This window comes from Vagococcus sp. WN80Y, assembly GCF_059621045.1.
On the sequence record NZ_JCAQHY010000095.1, the window covers coordinates 1 to 7,778 of the forward strand.

General features: G+C 35.7%; 5 protein-coding genes and 2 tRNA genes. 4 read left to right on the forward strand and 3 right to left on the reverse strand.

The annotated features are described in order from the left end of the window. Positions 1–44 precede the first annotated feature (44 nt). Positions 45–118 (forward strand) — tRNA-Asn (locus AC5KOD_RS03390). Between the two features lie 235 nt (positions 119–353). Here AC5KOD_RS03390 and AC5KOD_RS03395 read toward each other — a convergent pair. The 3 genes from AC5KOD_RS03395 to AC5KOD_RS03405 form a co-directional block, all read right to left on the reverse strand. Further along, positions 354–863 (reverse strand): P-loop NTPase family protein, encoded by a 510-nt coding sequence (locus tag AC5KOD_RS03395; protein WP_496913130.1) that lies wholly within the window; start codon positions 861–863, stop codon positions 354–356. A gap of 98 nt (positions 864–961) precedes the next feature. Continuing rightward, the gene (locus tag AC5KOD_RS03400) at positions 962–3,034 is read right to left on the reverse strand and encodes a heavy metal translocating P-type ATPase (protein ID WP_496913131.1); all 2,073 of its coding nucleotides are present in this window, start codon (positions 3,032–3,034) and stop codon (positions 962–964) included. 167 nt (positions 3,035–3,201) lie between these two features. Continuing rightward, positions 3,202–3,274: transfer RNA gene (locus AC5KOD_RS03405), tRNA-Thr, on the reverse strand. Positions 3,275–3,651: 377 nt separating this feature from the next. On the opposite strand from AC5KOD_RS03405, the gene AC5KOD_RS03410 reads away from it, so the two are divergent. From AC5KOD_RS03410 to AC5KOD_RS03420, 3 genes are read left to right on the forward strand one after another with little or no spacing between them, the layout of a single operon-like run. Next, entirely contained in the window at positions 3,652–4,347 is a 696-nt protein-coding gene (locus tag AC5KOD_RS03410; RefSeq protein WP_496913132.1) for a response regulator transcription factor, read from the forward strand. After that, positions 4,344–5,312: a sensor histidine kinase gene (locus AC5KOD_RS03415; RefSeq protein ID WP_496913133.1), complete on the forward strand. Its 969-nt coding sequence runs from the start codon at positions 4,344–4,346 to the stop codon at positions 5,310–5,312. Before AC5KOD_RS03410 ends, AC5KOD_RS03415 begins: the two co-directional genes overlap by 4 nt. Before the next feature lie 44 nt (positions 5,313–5,356). Continuing rightward, on the forward strand, positions 5,357–7,507 hold the full coding sequence (locus tag AC5KOD_RS03420; protein ID WP_496913134.1) for an ABC transporter permease: 2,151 nt from the start codon (positions 5,357–5,359) through the stop codon (positions 7,505–7,507). Positions 7,508–7,778: the final 271 nt, after the last annotated feature.

Genomic DNA, 7,778 nt, shown 5'->3' on the forward strand with positions numbered 1-7,778 from the left:
TCCCCCTGTGAGAGTAGGACGTTGCCACGCTTAAGTTGTATTATTCCGGCATAGCTCAGTTGGTAGTAGCGCATGACTGTTAATCATGATGTCGTAGGTTCGAGTCCTACTGCCGGAGTTTAGACACGATTATGCCGTGTCTTTTTTTATTTTAGAAAAATAACTTAATAAGCGACTATCAGATTCTTCTAAGAGAAAGGCTAGTGGATAAATAGCATTTGTAGTGACTATGACGCGTAGTATACTTATTAACATGAAGTTATTAATAGAAGTCGAAGAAGCTCTCTAATAAGCTTTTAGAAGGTATAAATGAACTGACAATTTCATAGTTTTGAAACAAAAAAACAAGCGAACTAATGCTTGTTTTTTTCGTCTGTGTAAAACCCAATGATAGTGTTAACACGGGCAATATCTTTGGGTGTTTGAATAATATAAAGATTGCTGTTAAATTCATAAAGTCTTTTCTTGAGTTTGGGCATATTTTTAGAAAAACGCCGGTTCCATTTTAGTAGTGCAACAGCACGTTTAAGAAGGAACTTTTTGCGATCCTTACTTGCTTTACGCATGCCAAGAACCGTTCGCTTAAGGACTCGATATTGTACGACATAAAGAGGATAGTCAAGAACGATAACAAGGTCAGCATTGCTAAAAGTTTGGCGACACCAGCGTTGTTCTTGTACACCTTCAATAACCCAACTATCAAATTTATTCATCTCATTATGAAGATTGTGACGTCGCTTCTTTTTGTCTTTCTGCTTAAGAAAAGAATCTAGCGGTATTGAAGGAAAGTCATACTCAGTTTGAAGGTCTTTACTTAATGTTGTCTTGCCACTACCAGCATGACCGATTATTCTTATTTTCATTTGCTCGCTTAATCTCCTATTTTGTACACCTGTTAAAAGCGTACAATAATAGGAGAACAATTGCAAGTATTATCGGATGTTTGCTTCTTATTTAGTGTCTAGTCAATTTTTAAAAGGATGGCATTAACTGCGACAATTATGGTGCTGAGAGACATGAGAACAGCTCCGATTGCTGGACTAAGAAGAATGCCAAAGGGTGCTAGTAGAACAGCCGCAAGTGGCAAAGCAATTATATTGTAACCAGCTCCCCACCATAAATTTTGAATCATCTTTCGTGTGGTATTTTTGGCAAGTGAAAGCAAGTGTAAGATATTAGCAGGATCACTTTTTACGAGAATAACATCTGCGGAATCTATTGCAACGTCAGTCCCGGCCCCAATTGCAACTCCTACATCTGCTCGTGCTAGGCTGGGTGCATCATTGATTCCGTCGCCTACCATCATAGTTACGTGTTTTTTGTTACGATAGTTTTGAATGATTTGATCTTTGTCTTGAGGCATTAATTCGGCATGAATATCAGTTATATTTAATTCTTTTGCCACGACTTGAGCAACATGTAAATTGTCACCAGTTAACATCACTGGTTGGATGCTCTGTTGTTGCAATGCCCTAATCATTTTCTTTGCTTCTGGTTTTATTTGATCTCCTTGAGCAATCAAGCCAACAACTTGATTGGCTATTACTAAGTAACTAATTGAGTTACCACGACTGGCAAGGTCATTAAATTGCTCTTTATCATATGTTAGTTTTTCTCTTGTTAAATAACTGGCACTAACTATGCTCATCACTTGGTTGTTTACTTGTCCAACTAATCCAACGCCTGAGAGTGTTTTAACCTCTTTAACTGGTGGGATTTTTAATTTATTTTCTTTTGCTTTTGTTATGATTCCAGTAGCTAATGGATGGTTTGAATGCTGTTCAATGGCTGCCATATAACTTAAAATCTCATTATCAGTGAATTGATTATTTAATGACTGGACAGATGTGACAGTAAAGTTACCTTCAGTAAGTGTGCCAGTTTTATCCATAAAAACAGTATCAACGTGACGCGTGATTTCTAATGAGTGTCTATTTTTCACTAGTAAGCCATTTTGTGCGCCTAGAGAAGTTGAACGAGCCACCACCAAGGGAATTGCTAGACCTAGAGCATGTGGACACGCAATAATCAGAACGGTTACGAGTCGTTCAAGGGCAATGTTTAGGTCATTGGTCAGTATAAGCCAGCTGATAAATGCGATTGCCCCAATTCCAATTGCAATATAAAAAAGGAGGCTAGCGACTTTATCTGATAACGATTCAGCTTTTGATTTTTCTTGTTGTGCTTGATTTACCAAAGTCATCACTTGGGACAAATAACCACTTTCACCTGTTGCGGTAATTTTAACTGTAATAGTACCAGAGCCGTTAGTAGAGCCACCAATGACAGCTTCATCGATTGTTTTATATACCTCTTTAGCCTCACCAGTAATGAGAGATTCATTGACAGTAGTGCTGCCTTGAAGAATGATGCCGTCAACTGGAATAGTCTCGCCTGATTTTACTATGACTTTTTGCCCCAGCTGAACTTTACTTAAAGGAACGGTGGTTGTATGACCATCTTGGTCAACTAAAGTGGCTTCATTTGGGAGAAGTTCTGCCATCTTTTTAAGAGCGTTTCCAGCATTGCCAACAGCAGTCATTTCAATCCAGTGTCCAAGGAGCATAATAACAATTAGACTGGCTAATTCCCAGAAAAAATCCATTACATGAGTGCCACTATTTAAAAAGTTATTTGCAATAAAGGCATAAATACTATAAAAATAAGCCACTGAAATTCCCAGAGCAATTAAAGTCATCATGGCTGGTTTCTTTTGACTGACTTCAGATTTTGCTCCCTGTAAAAATGGCCAACCGCCATAAAAATACAAAAAACTTGCTAAAAATAAGACAATCCATTCAGAGCCTTTAAAAGTAACTTGAAAAGGAAGGGTCTTTCCCATCATGGGAGCCATAAAAATAATGGGAATAGCAACTAATAATGAAATTAGGAATTTTTTCTTAAACTGTGCCCCATGTTCTGCATGGTCATGTGTTCCGTGCATCTGTTGGTGATTAGAATGTGACATACCCATACCCATTTCCATTTGGTGATCCATGGCCTCATGATTTTGATGAATGGTTTCCTTTTTCATGACAATCTCTCCTTTAGTTTTAGTATATATTAAGTTTACAATTGTAGTCAAAAGGAGTCAAGAAAGTTGTTTTATTATTGACGCAAGTCAATTTAATTAAGATGAAGGGGCTGGTGGCATAACAAAAAAACAGACCTTAACAGGTCTGTTTTTTTAGAGAAAATTGAAGCCGCCTGCCGGATTTGAACCGGCGACCCCCACCTTACCATGGTGGTGCTCTACCTACTGAGCTAAGGCGGCAAAAGTATAACACAAGTAATAGAATACCGTGTTAAGGGATGTTTGTCAATATCAAAACTAGATTTTAGGCATAAGTTGTTGATTTTAAGAGCCCACTTATTTCTAAGCTTAATAGAGAAAAGTGATGCGTATTATAAACAAAATTATTTTTATTTAGAAGGGGGAGAGAAAGAGAAGTCAGCTCGCTAATAATACTAAACTCTTTTATAAGGGCTAATTTCCTCTACCACGTTTATCTTAAGAAAATATGAGTGAAAACTTACTATGGCAAATAACTGAAGTATTGTATAATTAAACTAATAAATTTTTTTGCTAGTGAGGGAGAAGTAGCTGTATCTTGTGCTTACATAGCTCTAAAAAGATGAGGACGTGTAAAAATGAAGATTATGTTAGTGGAAGATGATAAAAAAATTGTTCAACTTGTTAGTGAGCATTTTGAAAAATATGGTTTTACTATCGTGTCACCAGAAGATTTTCAGGCTGTCGGAGTTTTTTTTACTGAGCAAGACCCACAGTTAGTTTTGATGGATGTTAATTTACCTTATTACGATGGTTTTTATTGGACACAACAAATTCGTAAGAAATCAAAATGTCCAATTATTTTTCTATCTGCTCGTGAGGGGAATATGGACCAAGTTATGGCTTTAGAGTATGGAGCTGATGATTATATAACCAAGCCGTTTTCCTATGAATTACTATTAGCCAAAATTAAAAGTCATATTCGTCGTGTATACGGAGAGTACGCAGCTACGTCTGAAGAACGGGTTTACATGAAAGGAGAATTAAATTATTATCCAGAGAGGCTGGAGTTAATTAACGGCGAGAAAAAAGAGTTCTTGACGAAAAAAGAAGGAGAATTAGTCGAATTATTAATGACCGCTTACCCTACAATTGTGACACGGGAAGCCATTTTAAATAAACTGTGGGACAATGAAAATTTTGTGGATGATAATACATTATCGGTTAATGTGACTCGATTACGGAGGAAATTTCATGATTTAGGGTTTAAAAATGGCATCATTACTGTTCGTGGAAAAGGCTATCGTTTGGATTTAGGCGAGGAAGAGGTATGAAGTTATTTTTAAAGCAACAAGTCCCATTTATTATTATGTATATTCTTTTAAGTGTGCTATTGATAGGAATGGTTTGGCTGGATGGGTATCGTAAAACAGGCCTATTATTATACAGTTTTGCTTTGGCGATGGTTGTTCTTGTGGTCTTTTTGGGATTTGTTTATGTTACACAACGTAATCTCTATCAAACCTTGTCACGCAAGCGAAAAAAAGATGTGTATGAAGAAATAGACCATGACTCTTCACCGTTATCGCAGTCGATTAATGAGTTGCTACAATGTCATTATCTGCGCTATTTTAACGAAATTAAACAATTGCAAAATGCACGAGACGAACACACTCGATTTATCAATCAATGGGTTCATCAAATGAAAACTCCTTTGGCGGTCATTGAGTTGATGATGCAAGATGATGAGTTGGATAGAGAAAGCTTGATTGAAGAAACAGATCGCATGAAAGAAGGCTTGAACTTGGCATTGACTATGGCTAGAATGGAATCATTTCAGCAGGATTTTGTAGTAGAGAGAGTTAATTTGAAAAACCTGGCTAACCAGTCAGTTGCTGCTCATAAACGTAATTTTATCAGAAATTATGTCTACCCTAAAATCAATATTGATGAAAATTTGATGGTGGAAACAGATGAAAAGTGGCTATCATTTATTGTGTATCAGATTTTATCAAATGCTATTAAATATTCTGCGAAGTCTGAAAAGAATATTGAAATTACTGCAAATCAACAACAAGGAAAAACTTATTTGACGATTACTGATTACGGAAGTGGGATCTCTAAAAGTGATCTACCTCGAGTTTTTCAACCATTTTTCACTGGTGATCAAGGTCGGGAACATCATGAAGCGACAGGCATGGGCCTTTATCTGGTACATGAGGTTGCTCAGGAGTTAAATCATAGTGTTGATATAGAGTCGGAACTTGGTGTTGGGACGACTGTGACAATCATTTTTTGATACATCTAGTAAAGAGATAGATGACATTTTAAAGGGGTGGGTAGATGACGTTCTATCAATTGATTTTTAGAAATATTCTGCGCCAACCGCGGGTTTTTCTATCATATTTTTTTAGTAGTGTTTGTTCTGTGGTATTCTTTTTCATTGGAGCGATGCTTTATTTTCATCCTTTATTGCAAAAAGAGACATTAGAAGGAAGTATGAAGTTATCAGTGTTTGCCATGTATTTTGGTACGAACAATCTTCTTGGGGTTACGTTGTTATTAATTGCAGGATTAGCACTATTGTTTTTAGGCTCAATGTTTCGTTTGTATTTAAAGGATCGTCGCCAAAATTTTTCGTTATATTTGATTATTGGAATGAAGAAAAATGATTTAAGAAAAATGTTAGTTTTAGAAAATTGTTTAATTGGTGTCACCAGTTTGATTGTTGGACTGATAGCAGGGCTACTTCTAGGTAAATTATCTTTTTTGATTGTTCAAAACTTGCTGAGTTTGGATTTTAATTTAGTTTTTTATTTCCCTTTTAGGGCTGTAGTGTTGACTGTGTTGGCTCATCTGGTAATTTTTATTGTTATTTCAGTTTATACATTATTTTTTATCAGGAATAAACAAACGAATATGAATTTGGATCTTGCAGAACCTCTATTTATAGAGCCACAAGGAAATCAATATTTGACCGCTCTGGGTGCCATGTTGTTATTTTTTAGTTATGTATCATTACTATCGGTGATGAAGTTTACCAAGTTAAGTTATGACGACTATGATTTGTCCATTACTCAAAATTATTTGTTTATTACCATTAGTTCACTGATTATTTTTGCGTGTTTAGCTTGTGGTGTCTATTTGTTTTTTAATCAAACGTTGGTCCATCTTAGTTTGTCTTTACGAAAGTGGCCAATCATGCTTAAGGGTGGGAAAGTTTTAGCTTTAAGTAATCTGAGTTATCGCTTGAAGCAAAATAGTTTAGTCTATTTTTTGATCGTTGTGTCGGCAACAGTCGCTTTTGTGGCGATGACTACTACCATGGCTTTATCTGAAATACTGGTTTATGGGACGGATCAAAAGGCTAATTTGGCCTATATATATGATGCTATTGATATAAAGGATGAGGATGATTGGTATGTTCATCAAAAAAACATAAATTTTATAAAAAAAACGATAGAAGACGCTGGTTATGAAACTCAAATGACTGTTTTAGATGTTAAAGCAAACGGGAGTCTGCAAAGTAATCAATATATTTCTAAATTCTATGAGGATAATATGAGTTTGCGAGATACTGTAGCGAATGGCGGATCTTGGAAACACCTTCTTTTGATTCCGATTAGTCAATACAATGAAATGGCTGTTTTTAATGGAAATAAAGAACGAAAACTAAATAATAATCGTGAATTATTATTACTGAGCGGCCCCAGTTGGCAGGACAACAAGTTGTATACGGGAAAATTAAGGTATAGTGAGGGGAGTAAAGATCAAAAAATTGCTGTGAATTTTCATTTTGTTGAAGGCGAGTTTAATTTGGGAGGAGGAACGCCGAATATCGGTCTGGTTTCTGATGAGCTGTTTAAGAGGGTTCAGCAAGCAAGCTTGATTCCTGATGAGAGTCAGGTTGTTGACAGCGAAGCGATGACAGGTGTTTTATCTCCACTATATATCATTGATTTTAAGGAATGGGCAACAAGTAAACAGATTGACAAGAAAATTGAAACTTATATGGAAAAAGTAATGACCCCTATGCTTGATAAGGTTATAGCTGGAAAAGACCAGACTTTTTTTAATTATCAATCAGCCTATCAAACGATGCAGCAGAACAGGCAAGAAAGTGGTCTGACCTTATTTGTTAGTACGGTTATTGGGCTAGTCTTTTTCATATTTTCTGCTAGTACGCTTTATTTTAGAATTTATGGTGAGCTCGAACAAGACAAGCGTTATCATAAAACCCTGCACGTTGTTGGAGTGCCAGAACGAAATCGCAACCAAATTATTACGATTGAAATGGGAAATTTATTTTTTATACCATTTTTAGTAGCTACTCTTAATTATCTAATTATTATGTGGGCTTTAAATACATTGTTTTCTTTTTCATCTATGGGAATAGCAGTGAAGCTTTTATTAATCTTTTCTGGCTTTCATGGGATATTTTTCTTAGCTGTTCGCCATAGTTATATCAAAGAAATTAATTTGTCGCTTAAATAGCGTAAGTTTCAAGAGAACCAGAACTGGCCAGAATTTCTAACAAGATAACTGGCTTTTTTGTAGTGAAGATGACGAAGCTGTCATATTTATGTCACCAATATAGATACCTGTTTCGTTAGTTTGACGTTACAATAATTAATGTGAGCCACGAAAATAAGCCAGCTATAAAAAGGTCAAGTAAAAACTGAACTATTTTAAAATTGTTTGTTGTGATTTTTAATGCAACATAAATAAACCTAGAGAAGAATACAAATTTTTTCTAGGTATCTGT